At 42.3% G+C, this 14911-nt stretch carries 15 protein-coding genes; 13 read left to right on the top strand and 2 right to left on the bottom strand.

The window, feature by feature from the left end; genetic code table 11:
* Positions 1 to 256 precede the first annotated feature (256 nt).
* The 13 genes from NST13_RS13865 (at position 257) to cyoE (ending at position 11456) form a co-directional block, all read left to right on the top strand.
* Positions 257 to 1321: a branched-chain amino acid aminotransferase gene (locus NST13_RS13865; protein WP_342470466.1), complete on the top strand. Its 1065-nt coding sequence runs from the start codon at positions 257 to 259 to the stop codon at positions 1319 to 1321.
* Between the two features lie 178 nt (positions 1322 to 1499).
* Positions 1500 to 2288 carry a PhzF family phenazine biosynthesis protein gene (locus NST13_RS13870; RefSeq protein WP_342580843.1) on the top strand — a complete coding sequence of 263 codons (789 nt, stop codon included), beginning with the start codon at positions 1500 to 1502 and terminating at the stop codon, positions 2286 to 2288.
* Positions 2289 to 2436: 148 nt separating this feature from the next.
* Positions 2437 to 3072 (top strand): hypothetical protein, encoded by a 636-nt coding sequence (locus NST13_RS13875; protein ID WP_342580844.1) that lies wholly within the window; start codon positions 2437 to 2439, stop codon positions 3070 to 3072.
* A gap of 4 nt (positions 3073 to 3076) precedes the next feature.
* Positions 3077 to 3373 (top strand): RNA polymerase alpha subunit C-terminal domain-containing protein, encoded by a 297-nt coding sequence (locus NST13_RS13880; protein ID WP_096552576.1) that lies wholly within the window; start codon positions 3077 to 3079, stop codon positions 3371 to 3373.
* A gap of 86 nt (positions 3374 to 3459) precedes the next feature.
* Complete coding sequence (locus NST13_RS13885; RefSeq protein ID WP_096552026.1) at positions 3460 to 3681, top strand: hypothetical protein; 222 nt, start codon at positions 3460 to 3462, stop codon at positions 3679 to 3681.
* A 6-nt stretch (positions 3682 to 3687) separates the two neighbouring features.
* Positions 3688 to 4692 carry a DUF1835 domain-containing protein gene (locus NST13_RS13890; RefSeq protein ID WP_340705074.1) on the top strand — a complete coding sequence of 335 codons (1005 nt, stop codon included), beginning with the start codon at positions 3688 to 3690 and terminating at the stop codon, positions 4690 to 4692.
* Between the two features lie 91 nt (positions 4693 to 4783).
* A complete protein-coding gene (locus NST13_RS13895; RefSeq protein WP_342580845.1) occupies positions 4784 to 5302 on the top strand; it encodes an RNA polymerase sigma factor in 519 nt (172 codons plus the stop codon).
* Positions 5271 to 6425, top strand: a complete 1155-nt coding sequence (locus tag NST13_RS13900) for an anti-sigma factor (protein ID WP_342580846.1) — start codon at positions 5271 to 5273, stop codon at positions 6423 to 6425. The genes NST13_RS13895 and NST13_RS13900 overlap by 32 nt, the downstream gene beginning before the upstream one ends.
* Positions 6426 to 6487: 62 nt before the next feature.
* The gene (locus tag NST13_RS13905) at positions 6488 to 7024 is read left to right on the top strand and encodes an HAD family hydrolase (protein WP_096552018.1); all 537 of its coding nucleotides are present in this window, start codon (positions 6488 to 6490) and stop codon (positions 7022 to 7024) included.
* Positions 7025 to 7255: 231 nt separating this feature from the next.
* Positions 7256 to 8707, top strand: coding sequence for a YdiU family protein (locus NST13_RS13910; protein ID WP_342580847.1), 1452 nt, complete (start codon positions 7256 to 7258; stop codon positions 8705 to 8707).
* Positions 8708 to 8734: 27 nt separating this feature from the next.
* Complete coding sequence (locus tag NST13_RS13915; RefSeq protein WP_342470459.1) at positions 8735 to 9013, top strand: DUF1292 domain-containing protein; 279 nt, start codon at positions 8735 to 8737, stop codon at positions 9011 to 9013.
* Positions 9014 to 9267: 254 nt separating this feature from the next.
* Positions 9268 to 10320: an AbrB family transcriptional regulator gene (locus NST13_RS13920; RefSeq protein WP_342580848.1), complete on the top strand. Its 1053-nt coding sequence runs from the start codon at positions 9268 to 9270 to the stop codon at positions 10318 to 10320.
* Between the two features lie 248 nt (positions 10321 to 10568).
* Complete coding sequence (gene cyoE / locus NST13_RS13925; RefSeq protein ID WP_342470457.1) at positions 10569 to 11456, top strand: heme o synthase; 888 nt, start codon at positions 10569 to 10571, stop codon at positions 11454 to 11456.
* Between the two features lie 398 nt (positions 11457 to 11854).
* Here the strand turns inward: cyoE and NST13_RS13930 are convergent, their stop codons facing one another.
* Together NST13_RS13930 and NST13_RS13935 are read right to left on the bottom strand one after the other, a co-directional pair.
* Positions 11855 to 13294, bottom strand: a complete 1440-nt coding sequence (locus tag NST13_RS13930; protein ID WP_342470456.1) for a tetratricopeptide repeat-containing diguanylate cyclase — start codon at positions 13292 to 13294, stop codon at positions 11855 to 11857.
* Between the two features lie 226 nt (positions 13295 to 13520).
* Positions 13521 to 14900: a dipeptidase gene (locus NST13_RS13935; protein WP_342470455.1), complete on the bottom strand. Its 1380-nt coding sequence runs from the start codon at positions 14898 to 14900 to the stop codon at positions 13521 to 13523.
* Between the last annotated feature and the right edge of the window lie 11 nt (positions 14901 to 14911).

Genomic DNA, 14911 nt, shown 5'->3' on the forward strand with positions numbered 1-14911 from the left:
ATATGACGATAATATTTTTTATGGAGAGACGGTTTCTAAATTTGAATATCTGCCAATATTGCAAGGAAATGGATCAAAAAAATTTAACAATAAATACTATTATTGAAAAACAGTTCATCAAACAGCAATTCTCCATGAAAATTAATCATAATTTATCGAAATATTCTTTTAACAATTAATCATAAAAGTATTATACTATTTTAATAACAGAAATATTTTTCTGAATATTCGACAAAATAATTGGGGGCTTTACATTATGACAGAAATCACTATAGAGTTAACCGATAGTCCAAAAGAAAAGCCATCTGCGGACGAGCTTGGCTTTGGGCACTATTTTACAGATCACATGTTTATCATGGATTATACAGAAGGGAAAGGGTGGCATGATCCACGCATTGTCCCTTACCAAAAAATTTGCTTGGAGCCATCCTGCATGGTGTTCCATTATGGACAAACAGTGTTTGAAGGGTTGAAAGCGTACCGCACACCAGACGGAGGCGTTCAACTATTCCGTCCGGACGCGAACTTCAGACGCTTGAATCATTCAAACGAACGTCTTGTCATTCCACCGGTGGACGAAGAACTTGCATTGGAAGCGCTCAAAAAATTGGTGGATGTGGACCGTGATTGGGTACCTGATGCACCAGGCACATCTTTATACATCCGTCCATTCATTATTGCAACGGAACCATTCTTGGGTGTTCATCCATCCAAAAACTACTTATTCATGATTATCATGTCTCCAAGTGGTTCTTACTACAAAGAAGGTATCAATCCGGTGAAAATTTTGGTGGAAGAAAAATATGTCCGCGCCGTTGTGGGTGGTACCGGAGAAGCGAAAACCGGCGGTAACTATGCAAGTTCATTAATCGGACAACTCAATGCGGAAAAAGAAGGATACGCTCAAACATTATGGTTGGATGGTGTTGAGAAACGCTATATTGAAGAGGTTGGAAGCATGAACATCTTCTTCAAAATTGATGGCAAAGTGATCACACCTGCTCTTACAGGAAGCATCTTGCCAGGTATTACGCGCGACTCTATGATCAAAGTGTTGAAATCCAAAAATATTCCAGTGGAAGAGCGCCGCATTACCATTGACGAAGTAATAGAAGCTGCTGATAAGGGTACATTGGAAGAAGTGTTCGGAACTGGTACAGCTGCAGTAATTTCTCCAGTTGGGGAGTTAAAATATTTGGATAAACACATTGTCGTAAATGACGGCAAAATCGGTGAAGTATCTCAAATGTTGTATGATACATTGACAGGCATCCAATACGGAAAAATGGAAGATCCATTCGGCTGGACTGTACGTGTTTAATATCTTTTAACTTTGGGCTCGCATCTAATGATTAGGTGCGAGTTTTTTCATCCGTCCGATCGTATGGCTATTATTTTGCAAAGATTGACCATAATGGCTTAAGGATTGACTATTATCGTATATCAAGGACGTCCGTTTTCCATTGGATAAAGAACTTTAAGTAGAGAGGAGTCTTCAAATGCCTGGGATACCAATTTATCAAGTCGATGCTTTTGCAAGCGAACCCTTTAAAGGAAATCCGGCTGCGGTTGTTCCTCTTACGGAATGGCTTCCGGACAACGTGATGCAGCAAATAGCGGCGGAAAACAATTTATCGGAAACGGCTTTTGTAGTACATCGCCAAAAGGAAGAATACGAATTGCGGTGGTTTACGCCAAAAACGGAAATCGATTTGTGTGGACATGCAACCTTGGCAACGGCCTTTGTTGTGTTCAACTATCTGAATCCATCGATTGCTGTAGTGAAGTTTCATACAAAAAGCGGAATGTTGACCGTTACAAAGGAAAATTCATTGCTGACGATGACGTTCCCATCCCGGGAAGGAACAGCTTGTGACGTTCCGGAAGCATTGGTGAAAGGCTTAGGGAAAAAACCGAAAGAAGTCTTTTTGGCCCGCGATTATTTGGCGGTGTTTGAGACGGAAGAAGATATAAGGAGATTGGAAATCAATGTGGAAGAATTAAAAAAATTGGATGCCTTTGGAGTGATTGCCACAGCAAAGGGGAAAGAGGCGGATTTCGTTTCCCGATTTTTTGCACCAAAAGCCGGGATTCATGAAGATCCGGTGACCGGTTCTGCCCACTGCACCCTTGTCCCTTATTGGAAAAAGATTTTAGAGAAAAAGGAATTTGTGGCATTGCAGCTGTCTGAACGGGGAGGAAAACTGTTTTGCAAAGATGAAGGGGAACAGGTCAAAATTTCCGGCGAAGCGGTTGTCTATTTGGAAGGAAAAATTTATATCAGATGAAATAGAAAGCGAGTCAGGGTGGAAAAGGAAAAACTTTTCACCGTGGCTCTTTTTTATTACCCTTGGGCAAATAGACTATTGAAAAAATAAGGGAACAAAATCTATAATTACTAAAAGTTCACATTTCGTCTGGAAGGGATGGGGGAAAGTGAAAATCCGTGCGTTCATTTTGGCCGTTGTTGCAATGTTGCTTGTTGCTTGCAGCGATGGGGAGAAGACAACGAAAAATATGATTCAGCAAAAAGATTTTTCCGATGGGGATCACTTGTTAAAGGCGGTGGTGGGCGATAAAAGCTTTTATTATGAATACTCCGCGGAAAAAGGGAAATTTTTAAGAGTATGGGTTGAACGGTATGAATATGGGAAGTTGGCTGAGAAGGCTGGTGGCGTTGGAATTGGAATGACGGAAGATGCCAAGGGGGAAATGTTATTCTTCTTTCTGGAAGATTCCGAATGGGACAATTTTTACTTGCGCAAAGTAATCACAGATGAATCGGGCTATGCCGTTTCAAACAGTCAAATTCCCAAACCGGACGAAAAGCTGGGTGCGGGAACATGGGGTCCGGTCATTAACGACAAAATGGAATTTACCGAAGACATGGTGTTGGGATATATGGCGTTTTTTGAAGCGGATGACGGAAATTCTGTGAGTTTCAGAACAAACGTGACAGACCCGAAAGAATTCATTGAAGAAAATGGGGATGTTCCTCTTCTTTACTTGATTCGGGCTTCTTTGTCGGACGAAGATGAATGGGATTGGAACAATGAAACAGGAAAGGAATGACGGAATGAAACCTTCAGAAAAGACGTTGAGAATTTGCGAAAAAGGGCACCGTTTTTATAAGAGCAGCGATTGCAACAGCTGCCCTGTTTGCGAGGCGGAACGGAAACCAAAGGAAGGCTTCCTTGCCAGTTTATCCGCCCCGGCAAGAAGAGCGTTGGAAGGGAAAGGCATCACATCGGTGGAAGAACTCTCGGACTACACGGAAAAGGAAATCATGTCCCTTCACGGCGTGGGGAAAACCGCGCTTGTGAGAATGAAAGAGGCATTGGACGAAGCGGGATTGAGGTTCAAAGAAGAATGAAACAGACTGCCTTACGGATTTTTTGAAACTTTTTGCAATGTTTGGGCGTAAATAAATGAAATAATTTCCGATTGAGGTGGATCAGAATGAAAAAATATCTTGTATTTATCATCAGTTTCATTCTTCTTTATGCCGTTTTCCAACTTTTCTCCGGTTTCATTTTGACAATCCTTAATACGCCAAACTTCTCAACCGGGGCTTCAACTCAAACGGTCACATTCGGTGAGACTTCCAAGTGGTCGTTTCTGTTAATGACGATCGCTGCATCCGTCGCCTTTTTTGTATCCACAAAATTTCAGAGAGGTTGAAGACATTTGGAACTTTTTCAATTAAAGAAATCCATTTCCACACTAAACGAACAGGAAGCAAAAAGCCTGCTGCATTTACTGTTGATACGTTCGGAATACGGAGATTTTCCGGAATTTGTGCGGTCTGTAAAAGAAGCGCTTATGAAAAGAATGGAGACACCGGCCGGGAAAAATGTGCATACCGTACATATTGTATTTGGTAGCTCCGCGGCAGGCAGCTTGAGATATGCTTTTCGGGATACACCATACGAACAAACGGAGGAAATCATCGAAGTGCCAGATAACTTGGCGGAAGGTCCAATACATCATCTTCACACTGCGGAAGGGTTTGAGCGACGGTATCAGTGGTTGAAGGAAAACTACCGGTGGGAAAAGGACCAAGCAGAGTGGTACAAAAACAACATGCAACAAGCCTTTGAAAAGATCCGTTCGATTCCTCCGGAGCAGCGGGTGGTCATTTGGACTGGTGAAAATGCCAGTGAAGGGACGGGCCTTCGATTTTCGCTCTACTTATTGAAGGAAAAAACGAATGAAATGTCTGTTTTGAATACGTATGATGCCTATCGCAAGTTTTACAATGGAATGCATGAAGATTTTCCTCGGCATACGGGAGAGTTGTCCCCTGAGCAGTTGCTCCTTTTTTATGAACTTGGGGAGCTTGAGGAATTGACGGAAGAACAGCGACAGGCTTATGCGAAAGAAGGGGAAGAATGCTTGCATTCCGATGCAGTGTTGCGGACTTACAATAAAGGCCAAATTTTCGGTGCGGAAAACCATCGGGATGATGCATTGATCATCGGAAAGATGAAGAACCTACAGGGCAATAAGAAATTCATTAAAGCAGCAAGAGTCATTGGAGAGGTGCTTGGCCACCTGGATCAATATACAAGCGATGAATGGATTGAGTATCGCTTGCGCCAGTTAATTGCACAAGGAAAAGTGGAGTATCAAGGTGAACTCCGCGCAATGAGATTTTATGAAGTGAAATTGAAGGAAGCATTCGTTCAATAGGGCATGTTAAGACATGCCTTTTTTATTTTTGATGTAACTTTTTTCCGCGTTAAACGTGGATATAGTGAAAGGAGGGCGTGAGAGTGAAGCGATGAATTTGGAGCAAATGTATGTTTTACATGTTCAAGATGTGTATCGATATATTTTTTCTCTCTGCAGAAATCAGGACTTGGCTCAAGATATCGTGCAGGAAACCTTCTATCGCGCCTTCCTGTATCTTGAAAGTTACAAAGAGGAGCAAATCCGGCCCTGGTTGTTTAAAGTGGCCTATCATACGTTTATTGATTGGATTCGGAAAGAGAAGCGGTTGACCTATGTGGGCGATATGACAACGATTCATCCAAAAGTGACCGAAGCAACAGAGGATACGGTCATGAACCGGCAACATATCCATGAATGGCTGGCGCTTATTGATACTTTGCCGGTTCATAAGAGAAACCTCATTCTTTTAAGGGATTATTACCAATTTTCTTACCAGGAAATTGCGGAAATCCTCGGGATGCCCATTTCAAATGTAAAGGTGGCGATTTTCCGAATCAGAAAACAGCTGCGAACGAAAATGAAGGGGAGTGAGAAGGATGCGTTGCGAGGAAGTCAGAAAAAAACTTGAGGATTATCTTAACGGAACGTGCACAAATGAAGAAGAACGGGCCATAGAAGAACATTTGCAAACTTGCGAAGAATGCGAACGGGAAATGGAAGAACATATCAATCAGAAGAAGATATCGGCAAAGGATTGGAATGTTCCGGAGCTATCTTACATAGAACAGCGCAAAATTGTGCGCAAGGCGAAATGGAAAAATCGACTTTCCACTGCATTTACCGTTTTTGGCCTCTTCTTTATCATCAGCATTGGGTCGGCGATCGTTACGGGACTTTATTATAAAAATACCGGGTTGACAGCCAATCGGGTGATTCAAACGGCGATTCAAATGACGCTGCCCAATGTGTATAGTGATGGCGCAGGAACGAGTACGAATTTTTATTTTAACGCGGATATACAGGGGGATCTTCAGAAAAGTGTGGGCAGCGAAGAACGATATATCGGAAAATACCATGGAAAAATGATATTGAATTATTTGAACGGAATATCGAAGGAATGGGTGGACGGCCGATATGATTTAAGCTTAATTTTCCATTATCCACTTGGTTTCCTCAATGGCGCTTATGAAGAAAATCTTGAGGTTTATCGTCTTGGCGATGAGACTTGGGAAGCGTTGAATAAGTTGCCGGAAGGGACGGTTTCAGAGATAGCGGTCAGTTTGGATGGGGTTTATACCTTTGATGAAGTAAAAAGGCTGTTCAAGGATTATGATATCGATATTGTTTGGTATGCCATTGATACGGGTACGGCAAGGGACAATGATACGATTGATGTCAGTATAGGCGAAGATTTGTGGGGCATTCATGAATACGCTTGGTACAAACTGTTAGGTGATGATGAATCCGATAAGGCCACAAAAGAAGATGCCTTTAAAAAAGGACTGGCATTTTTGGCGGAACATGCAACTTGGGCAAAACGCGTCATTTGGGATTTTGATCAAGAATCCATTAAGGAAATGCTGGATTATGTGGACGAACATGGCGTGAAATGCTATGGGGTTGTGTTGACGGGGCCGACAAAAGAGTTGGCAAAACTCGCTGACAATGAACATATTACCTATGCCGCTTTAGGGGAAGTGGATTTTTGGAACTGGACCGGAAAACAGACCGGCGGCGCACTTTATAATTGAATGTGCCTGCCATTTCATGAATTCCGCTCCTTGCGTAAATAATAATAATGAGGGGGGAGAACATGAAAACAGCCGTTTTTTTGGATCGGGATGGCGTCATCAATGAAGTGTTAACAGAACGGGTGAAATTTGTAAACAAGCCGAAAGATCTTCATTTTTTGCCGGGTGTACCGGAAGCGATCCGCAAATTGAATGAGCATTTTGATTATATATTTGTGGTCACGAATCAGGGGGGAGTAGGCCTTGGGTTTATGAAGGAATCCCAGCTTCAAAAGGTGCATGAGCATATGGTGAATGAATTGAAAAAACACGGAGCCATTATCCATGATATCGCTTATTGCCCCCATAAACCAAAAGCGGGATGCGCCTGCCGCAAACCGGGTTCCAAAATGATTGAAGATTTGGCTGAAAAATATCAAGTGGATGTGTCCAACTCTTACATGGTGGGCGATACGGATACGGACATTCAAGCAGGGAAAAAAGCGGGAACGAAGACGGTTTTTATCGGTGAAGAGGATCCTTTGGCCGATGCGGCATTTCCTGATTTGCAAAGTGCGGCGGATTGGATCATCAAGGATGCCCAAAAAAATGATTGTTAAGCTGCAAGGATATTGCGGAAAGCTGCAGATAATTTGCTACCCACTGCAAATACTTGGCTCAAACCGGCAAGTATTTGCAACTAGTCCCCGAACAGTTGAATAAAATCCAACTCCTTGAGCAAAATGGTGTTCATTTCAATCCTGATTTGTTAAACTGCAAATAATTTATCCTGCACCGAAGAATAAACGATCGCACACTTGCAAAAATAAGAGAAAAAAGGAACGATACGAATGCAGCTCAACCCAGGATGGAATTTCCAAAACAGCTACATTAAACTGCCGCCCATTTTTTATACATGGCAAGAACCGACGCCTGTGGCATCACCAAAGCTCGTCATCTTCAATGAACCGCTTGCTGAAGAGCTGAACTTGGACAATGAAGCGCTGCAAACGGAAGAAGGGATTGCAACCTTTGCGGGAAACCATATTCCGGAAGGCGCCGAGCCGATTGCCCAAGCCTATGCGGGTCATCAATTCGGCTATTTCACTATGCTTGGTGATGGGCGGGCCATTCTTTTAGGAGAGCATGTCACATCAGAAAATCAACGTTTTGATATACAGTTGAAAGGCTCAGGTAGAACCCCCTATTCCCGCGGAGGAGATGGTCGGGCGGCTCTTGGCCCGATGCTTAGGGAATACATCATCAGTGAAGCGATGCATGCCCTTGGAATCCCGACGACAAGAAGTTTGGCCGTTGTCACGACAGGGGAAACGGTCATGCGTGAGCAATATCTTCCAGGAGCCATTTTGACAAGGGTCGCTTCAAGCCACATTCGCGTTGGTACTTTTGAATTTGCAAAAATGTTCGGCTCAAAGGAAGATTTGCAAGCTCTTTGCGACTATACAATAAAAAGGCACTACCCGCATCTTTTGAAAGAGGCGAATCCGTATCTCTCATTTTTAAAAGCAGTGATTGAGAAGCAGGCGGCGCTAATAGCCAAGTGGCAGCTTGTCGGCTTTGTCCACGGGGTCATGAATACAGATAATATGGCAATCAGCGGAGAGACGATCGATTATGGTCCTTGCGCCTTCATGGACATTTATCATCCGGAAACGGTTTTCAGTTCAATTGATACGTATGGCCGCTATGCTTATGGAAATCAACCGAAAATTGGCGGCTGGAATTTGGCGCGATTGGCAGAGGCGCTCATTCCACTATTGGATGAAGATAAGGAGAGAGCCGTTGGACTTGCCAAAGAAGCGATTGCAACCTATCCGGATCTTTACGTTTCCCATTATCTTGACGGTATGCGGAAAAAATTGGGGTTCGTTTCTGCCAAAGAGGAAGACGAAGAACTTATACAGCATTTGCTTGAATTAATGGAAACCTATGAGCAAGATTATACCAATACCTTTAGAGCATTAACATTGCAAAAACTGGAGGAACCTTTCTTCAAAACAGCGGAATTTCAACAATGGCATCAACGGTATCAGGCGCGATTAAAAGGACAAAACCCGGCCGATACTGAAAAAATCATGAAGCAACATAACCCTTCGGTGATTCCGCGCAATCACCGGGTTGAAGAAGCCCTTGAAGCGGCGGTGGAACGGGGCGATTTGTCGGTGGTGAAAAAGTTGGTATCGATTTTATCCGATCCTTATGCATATTCGGCGGAACAGGAGGAATACTGTACATTGCCAGTACATCCAAATGAACCGTATATTACTTATTGTGGTACGTAAATTTTGGAAGTGAATGGAGGAATCCATATGGAAAAAATCGAAGTAGGAGAAGTTTTTACAATTGGGGATGAAGAACAAGAAGAAGAAGTGGAAGTCGTTGCCGCGTTGACCATTGATGGACAGGATTATGTAGCAGTGGCTTTTGCAGATGATTTGCAAGAAGAAAACGAAGAGGATATCGAAGTGTTTTTCTTGAAAGTGGATGAAGAAGGGGACTTTGATGTAATCGAATCCGATGAAGAATTCGACAAAGTGGCGGAAGCTTTCGATGAGATGATGGACGAGATGGATGAAATGGATGAGTAAATCTTCAGGAGCGCGGAAAAAAATAGGCGCTCCTTTCTATTTTGCATTTTCTGGGGAAGCCATTTGACAGATTGGAACAAAAGGGGAACAATGCGGGTTTCTTAAAAAGACTGGCCACTTCGGCCTGAATACTTGAAAGAAAAAATGGATCAAACACTAGCCGCTTGTTAGATCCGCCAAAAGGGGCACTTTTGAATATGGGGATAATTATGATAGTCTAGATTTAAACAATCCTGAAAAAGGGGACTTCCAAAGTGCGCAATATTCAGTCAATGGGAATCGTTCTTGTCGTCAGTCTGCTCGGCGTTTGGATATTCAACTTGTTGCATTTGCCCGTGCCTTGGCTTTTGGGGCCGCTTTTTTTCGTGCTGATCAGCCAGTTTTTTATTCAAACGCACCTTTATTGGCCGTCTTCATTTCGCAACATAGGATTGATTGTCATCGGGATTTCGGTTGGGCAGAGTTTTCAATTTCACTTTTTCGAAAATATGGGCCGGCTCATCGGAATCATGTTGACGATGAACGTGATGATTGCATTATTCAGCCTTCTTTTGGCATATGGACTTGTGAAAGCGGGGCATATATCTTTAAAAACGGCAATGACATGCACCGTTCCCGGCGGTCTTTCTCAGATAGTCGCTTTTGCGGAAGAAGAGAAAGAAATTGATTTGGCGGTTGTCACGTATTTTCATGTGGTCCGGGTCATCACGATCGTTTTGGGGATTCCGTTGCTGTTACATGCCCATGCAGCAGGTGGGGGGAAAGGAGCGGACTTTTCCTTGTCATCCTTTGCGGAATTGGTCCTTTTGCTTGTTGTGGCAGCAGGTTCGGTATGGGTGGGAAAGAAACTCAAAATTCCTGTCCCCTATTTTTTATCCCCATTGTTATTGGTCATCGGCATGCAAATTCTTTCTTTTGAAACGCCGGAAGTCCCTGGGGGGCTGCTTCATATCGCCCAACTGATGATGGGCGCTTATATTGGGCAATTGTTGACCCCGAAAATGCTCGTTCTTGGAAAAAGGATTGTCTTATTAGGTGTTGCAACGACCATCCTCTTGATGCTTTTTACGATTGGACAAGGGTGGATACTGATGAAAATGATGGGCTATTCATTGGCGACAAGCATTCTGGGCACGGCGGCAGGGGGACTTGATCAAATGAGCCTGCTTGCGAGTGCCATTGGCGCAGATGTAACGATTGTGACCATATTTCAAATGTTTCGGATTTTATTCGTGTTTATCATCGTTTTGCCTTTATTGAAAGCCTTTTGCCGGCATATCGATGAAAGGGATACCGGAAGAATTTAAATTTTCTCAAAGGTTGTTTCTTCGGACATTAATATATACTATTAATTAATGGTAGTATTTTCATAGGATGGGCATGAAAGCGATTCAGTACCGATTTTGGATGTACATACCGCAAAAACGACAAACAATAGTAAATAACTGTCGATTGTTGAAACCTATGAAAAAATGGTATGATATATATTAGTTTACGTCTTGAAAATTATTCTCAAAAATAATGGTTGTATTTGATAAGGGGAATATGACATAAAATGCAAAACAAGAATCTGGAATTATGGAAAAAAGCTGTAAAGACGGGAATTATCAAATCCAACCTGATTCCGATGTTCGCCGCCTTAATGCTTGCCCTTTATACGTATAATTTAAGTTTTATTGAAAATATACCGAATATGATTTACGCGCTCATCGGAACGGCATGTGTGATCGGTTCGGCCGGAATTTTCAACAATGTGTACGACCGGGATATTGATGCGAAAATGCCCCGTACTAAATTGAGGCCGTCCGTTACGGGAGAGATCAATATTCGTACAATGCTGATGGTGGGGATTGTTTTATTGATTGTGGGTCTCGGATTTTTGGCATTGACGACTTGGACAGCCGCTTTGCTTGGATTTCTTGGTGTGTTTTTCTACGTAGTTCCATATACGATGTGGACAAAGCGGAGAACGATTTGGAATACAGAGGTGGGAAGCATTTCCGGGGCGGTTCCGCCGTTGATCGGGTGGGCTGCTGTTGCACCGGACATTTGGCATCCGGCGTGCTGGGCGCTTTTCATCATCATGATTATTTGGCAGATGCCCCATTTCTACGCTTTGGCAATCCGCAAAAAAGATGATTATGCAATGGCAGAAATTCCGATGCTCCCAGTGATCAAAGGGGTCAAACGGACTTATATCCAAACCAATGTGTATTTGATTTTGTTGATGTTGACGAGTTTTTTGTTTGTCCCTTTGAGTTGGGGGTTGACGCTTTCTTCTCTTACGCTTGGAGGCATTTGGCTGTGGATCAGTTTGGTGGGATATCGCCAGATGGATGGAAAGAAATGGGCAAATAAAATGTTTGGCTACTCTTTGATTTATTTGACCGCTTTGTTTGCGACTGTCATCATCTATGCAGTGGTAGGAATCATATTCCGATGAAACCCGAATTGCGTGACAACCGAAAGTAAAATATTGCTTTCGGTTTTTTTATGAACTGCAAGTATCAAAAATGGGACAAGATAGACATGCCGAAAAAGCGATGAAGTTAGTGAAGTTTATGGATTTATTGATAAAATGGATAAAAAATTAACAAAATATCTCTAAATTGTGACCGGGAATATGATAAAAATGTGACATATGAGTGGGGTGGGATACACAAAGGGATTTTTCGATGTTATAGTAGATTATGCAATGCAGAGAAAACAATGTTGTGTTTAAAAAATCGCTCTTTTAGTAATAGAAAAGTCGCTCATTTGAACCTTAATTTAAAGGCGTGTCCGACTGATACATAATACCTCCCCTAAAGTGCCAGGTTGTCAAAATGCCTGGCACTTTTTTTAACAATTTTCATTCGATAGATATACAATTTGGTTTTTGCCTTGCCTTTTTGCCATATATAGCGCCTGATCGGCCACTTTAAAGAGCTGGGCGAACTTTTTCGCATAAGGGAGGCTCGTTGTGCAAACCACTCCCATGCTCACAGTGACTTTGATTTCTTGGGATAGGTAGTTGACATAAAAAGAAGTGATTTCATTGTACAGTTTTTTCGCTTTTTCCATGATGTATTGGGGTTGGCCCTCTTTAAAGAGGACGATAAATTCATCGCCTCCGTAGCGTCCCACAATGGCATTTTCCTGATCTTCATTGGCCACTTTCAGACAGGCTTGCGCCACCCCTTTGATTACTTCATCGCCCATTAGATGTCCAAAAGTATCATTAATATCCTTAAATGAATCAACGTCAATAATCACACAACAGATGTGTTGGCCAGTGGATTTCGCTTCTTTCAACCATTTGTTGCATGTGGTTTCCAGAAAATAACGATTATAAACGCCTGTCAAACCATCTACATTTGCCCGCTTCTCAATTGCTTTAATGCTTTGCTGTACGTCAAAATCCCGCATTTTGGATGCAAGACGAATCGAAAACAGTTTTTCCGTAATTTTTATATATTCCTTCATCGCTTCGTAAGATTTTTTAAAGTTTCCAAGGGATTCATAAACATCTGCAATCGTTTTCAGTATCGATTTGAGTTTGATCTGATTCTTATATTCTGAATAAATATTGTAAGATTCATTCAATAGCCGCAATGCCTTGTCATAATCACCTTTGGCGCGATAAAAGGTGGCCTTCACGAAAAGGAAATTTGCTTTTTCATGTGGTAAATTATTAATATATTGATTGGGTTCTACATGTTTAATAACCTGTTCCGCTTTCTCCAATTCTTTCAGGCCGATATGAATGGATGCTATACTCAAATATATATGGCATTGCAATAATATTTCGCCAGGGCAATACTGTTCAGTAATTTTCAATGCTTGGTCGGCATAGTTTAAAGCTTCTTCATATTTTTCCTCGTGAATCAAATAATTGCAATAGGAGTTGTAGCTGCTGCTGACGGCATAATACATTTCCAATTCTTCCGCGATTTCTATACATTTTTGCATTGCCTTTTTTGCTTCATCATAATCTTCTTCATACTCGTAAATTAACGCGCTTAGACGGTATAAGTGATACTTGTCCCGATCGTCCCCGAATTCATTACATAAAATTTTATATTCCAGTATGTGTTGGAAAGCAGTTTCAATTTCACCTAAAAAATAATAGCAACCTGCAAGATGCAAATGGGCATTCATCATCCCTTTTACATCCACTGATTCTTTGGCCGAGTCCAATAATTCTTGCGCTGCCTTAATAGCTTCTGAATATTTGCCATCGGAAAAGAGGTTGTCGGTGAGCGATTCTAACCTGGTTAGATGGTATAATAGAGCGTTCATTCTAGATCACCTCTCTTTAAAAAAAAGGAAGAAATCCCGTGGCAAAGAAATGTTTAATGGGCATTTCTTCCTCAACTATATTATAAACGTCAAATGGAGACTAAAATGTATACAAACTTTGACAAAATTTGAGGTATATCAAAACATAAACACAGCACTAAATACTCAAATTTGGAGTGGAGGTTTCATATCGCAAGATAGATTCTGTGATAATATTCCTAAGTCTTTATAAGGATAATTTAGAAACTTCACATAAGTAATCGCAAAGCACACGCAATCCTTTATCAAAGTTTTCCAGGTGAAAGTGTTCGTTTGGCGCATGGAAGTTTTCCGTCGATAGACCGAATCCCATGAGCACAACAGGAACTTTCAAGATTTGATCAAAGGTTGCGACAATCGGAATGGAACCTCCACCGCGGGTGAATGCGGCAGGTACTTGATATACCTTTTCATAGGAACGGCTTGCTGCCTTGATTAACGGGTGATCAAAAGGTGTAAGGTAAGGAGCGCCGTTATCAAATTCATTGACACTGACTGTTACGCCTTTTGGAGTGTGTTTTTCGATATGTCTGCGAAGAAGGGCCACAATTTTGTCCGGATCCTGGTCCGGGACAAGACGGCAAGTGATTTTCGCGCCTGCTTCATTAGGCAAGACCGTTTTAATTCCTTCGCCGGAAAAGCCGCCAAAAATGCCGTTGATTTCAAGGGTAGGGCGGGCCCAAGTTCTTTCAAGGAAGGAGTAACCCTCTTCTCCAAATAATTCATCCACTCCAAGTTCCTTTTTCAAGGCTTCCTCATCAAATTGAAGATCTGCAAAGGCTTTGCGTTCTTCCTCTGTCAGTGGCCGGACGTCGTCATAAAATCCTTCGACAAGAATTTTCCCGTTCTTATCCCGGAATGAAGAAAGGATTTCGACCAAAGCATGAATGGCATTTTGCACACCTCCACCGTAGAGGCCGGAGTGCAAATCGCTGTTTGCTCCACGCACATCAATTTGGATTCCGGCAAGTCCCCGCAGTCCGTAGCAAATGGCAGGTTTCCCAGGTCCGTACATGCTAGTATCGGAAATCAGGACAAAATCCGCGGATAATTTTTCTTTATTTTCTTCAATATAAGCAGGAAGGTGGGCGCTGCCGATTTCTTCTTCCCCTTCGTAAAGGAACTTCACGTTGACAGGTAATGTGCCGAGTGTGGCAAAAAGCGCCTCAATCGCTTTTAATTGCATAAATACTTGTCCTTTATCATCCGAAGCTCCCCGGGCATACAATTTGTTTTCACGTATTTCAGGTTTGAAAGGTTCGGTCTCCCATAAGTTTAATGGATCCACGGGTTGAACGTCGTAATGGCCGTAAAATAATACGGTCGGTTTGCCTTCCGCATGAAGCCATTCGCCATAAACCACCGGATGGCCCGCTGTTGGATCGATGGACACGTTTTCAATGTTCAATTGCTCCAACTGATTTTTAAGCCACTGTGCTGCCCGTTCCACATCCTGTTTGTGCTCGGATAGGGAGCTGATGCTTGGAATGGATAAAAACTCAAACAGTTCTTGCAAATGCTTTTCCCGGTTTTCCTCAAAATAATCATGAAAATGTTGCAATTCCATGATAATCCTCC

This window comes from Ureibacillus sp. FSL W7-1570 (assembly GCF_038593265.1).
In the GTDB taxonomy this organism is placed as follows: domain Bacteria; phylum Bacillota; class Bacilli; order Bacillales_A; family Planococcaceae; genus Ureibacillus; species Ureibacillus suwonensis.

Coding starts and splice junctions, on each gene's coding strand:
- NST13_RS13865 (WP_342470466.1), top strand. CDS start 257: ATGACAGAAATCACTATAGAGTTAACCGATAGTCCAAAAGAAAAGCCA.
- NST13_RS13870 (WP_342580843.1), top strand. CDS start 1,500: ATGCCTGGGATACCAATTTATCAAGTCGATGCTTTTGCAAGCGAACCC.
- NST13_RS13880 (WP_096552576.1), top strand. CDS start 3,077: ATGAAACCTTCAGAAAAGACGTTGAGAATTTGCGAAAAAGGGCACCGT.
- NST13_RS13885 (WP_096552026.1), top strand. CDS start 3,460: ATGAAAAAATATCTTGTATTTATCATCAGTTTCATTCTTCTTTATGCC.
- NST13_RS13895 (WP_342580845.1), top strand. CDS start 4,784: ATGAATTTGGAGCAAATGTATGTTTTACATGTTCAAGATGTGTATCGA.
- NST13_RS13900 (WP_342580846.1), top strand. CDS start 5,271: ATGCGTTGCGAGGAAGTCAGAAAAAAACTTGAGGATTATCTTAACGGA.
- NST13_RS13905 (WP_096552018.1), top strand. CDS start 6,488: ATGAAAACAGCCGTTTTTTTGGATCGGGATGGCGTCATCAATGAAGTG.
- NST13_RS13910 (WP_342580847.1), top strand. CDS start 7,256: ATGCAGCTCAACCCAGGATGGAATTTCCAAAACAGCTACATTAAACTG.
- NST13_RS13915 (WP_342470459.1), top strand. CDS start 8,735: ATGGAAAAAATCGAAGTAGGAGAAGTTTTTACAATTGGGGATGAAGAA.
- cyoE (WP_342470457.1), top strand. CDS start 10,569: ATGCAAAACAAGAATCTGGAATTATGGAAAAAAGCTGTAAAGACGGGA.
- NST13_RS13930 (WP_342470456.1), bottom strand. CDS start 13,294: ATGAACGCTCTATTATACCATCTAACCAGGTTAGAATCGCTCACCGAC.
- NST13_RS13935 (WP_342470455.1), bottom strand. CDS start 14,900: ATGGAATTGCAACATTTTCATGATTATTTTGAGGAAAACCGGGAAAAG.